This is a genomic window from Rhizobium sp. BK399 (assembly GCF_014194695.1).
Classification (GTDB): domain Bacteria; phylum Pseudomonadota; class Alphaproteobacteria; order Rhizobiales; family Rhizobiaceae; genus Rhizobium.
In genome coordinates this window covers 1-1,411 of record NZ_JACIAH010000052.1, presented here as the reverse complement: position 1 = coordinate 1,411, position 1,411 = coordinate 1, and the positions used below count along the sequence as shown (strand labels likewise).

Here is a 1,411-nt window from a genome sequence, read left to right as displayed (position 1 = left end):
ATCCTGCCGTCGCTGGTGTAACGCGTCAGGTAATCCCATTGGTTCAGGGTGTAGGACACAGCATCGCCGAGCTTGGTATCCGGTACGACCTTCGGCGCGATGTTATCGAGCCAAGTCTTCAGAGCGTTCAGGACAGGTAAGCTGTGCTGTTGGCGGAAGCGGCGAATGCACTCGGCCTGCGTTTCACCGGCGTCGGGCTTTATCTCTCGCGCCTGCCTTTCGATCCGGTAGAGCTGCTCGAAGAACCTGAGAGCTTGCTCCGGCGGGCCTCCTCCATTCTTTCTCGCCTTGAGGGCATCAACGAAGCGCCGCCTGGAGTGAGCCATGCATCCGACATGGGTTGCGCCATTCAATGTGCGCCAGGCAGTGTAGCCATCGCTGACCAATATGCCGCGGTAGTCACCAAGGAAGGTCTGCGGGTGGATCTGGCCGCGCCCCGGCCGATAGTCGAGCAATACGATTGGCTCGTCACTGTCCTCGCCGCTGCGATAGGCCCACATGTACGAAGTGCTGGTGGCCTCCTTGTCCTTTTCCTTCAGGACCTGAACCGTCGTCTCATCGCCATGAATGAGAGGCTGTAATCTGAGCCGCAGTTTCAGAGCATCATAGATGCGGTGCAGATGCTTCTCGCTTGAGCCGATGACCCAGTGAGCGAGAGCGCCGCGGCTGATCGGAACACCAGCACGCTCGAATGTTTGCGCCACGCGGTAGAGCGGTGTGCCGTCGACGTACTTGTGGACGAGCGCGAAGGCCAACGTCGAGGCGGTAGCGATACTGCCCGGCAGGGGCTGCGTCGGCATCGGTGCGATCACGACGGGCGTGTTGATCCCGGTGCGGTCGCAATGGCGGCAAGCGTACTTGAACCGCACATTCTGTAGGACCTTTGCCTTGACCTCGATATGGAGCTGTTCGGTAACAGCCTCGCCCATGCGATGCATCTGACCCTGACAGCAGGGACAAGACTTCTGATCGTCGGGGAGGTCATATTCGACGCGCTCGCGTGGCAGGTCTTCCGGCAGAGGTCTGCGTCCACGCTTCTTTCCCGTTTGACCTTCTACCGCTGGCAGGCCGGTGTCTGGAAGCTCGACAACATCGCCTTCCTCGCTGTCATCCTCGACCGCAGCCTCTTCGGCCTCGTTGAAGAGACGGTCAATGTGCTTTTCGCTGCGCGGGGCAAAGCGATGCAGCTTTGCCAGTGCCAGCTCCTCTTCCAGCTTGACGACCCGCCGCGAGAGCGCCTCTTTCTCAGCTTTGAGCGCAGCGATTTCGGCAGCATTGGCCGCCAACTGCGCCATCAGCTCTGCAACGCTTGGTTCGCCGGTTCGAGTCATCAGATTCTTGAATCTGAACCGCCCCTTTGCGTCAACAGCTCAATTCGCCATCCTCAGCCGGCGATCTGATATTGCCGCAC

Annotated in this window: 1 protein-coding gene; it reads right to left on the bottom strand. The window is 59.9% G+C overall.

All coding sequences use genetic code 11. The features are described from left to right. A partial coding sequence (locus FHT97_RS30625) for an IS66 family transposase (protein WP_183865224.1) occupies window positions 1-1,331 on the bottom strand: 1,331 nt, incomplete at its 3' end. Between the last annotated feature and the right edge of the window lie 80 nt (window positions 1,332-1,411).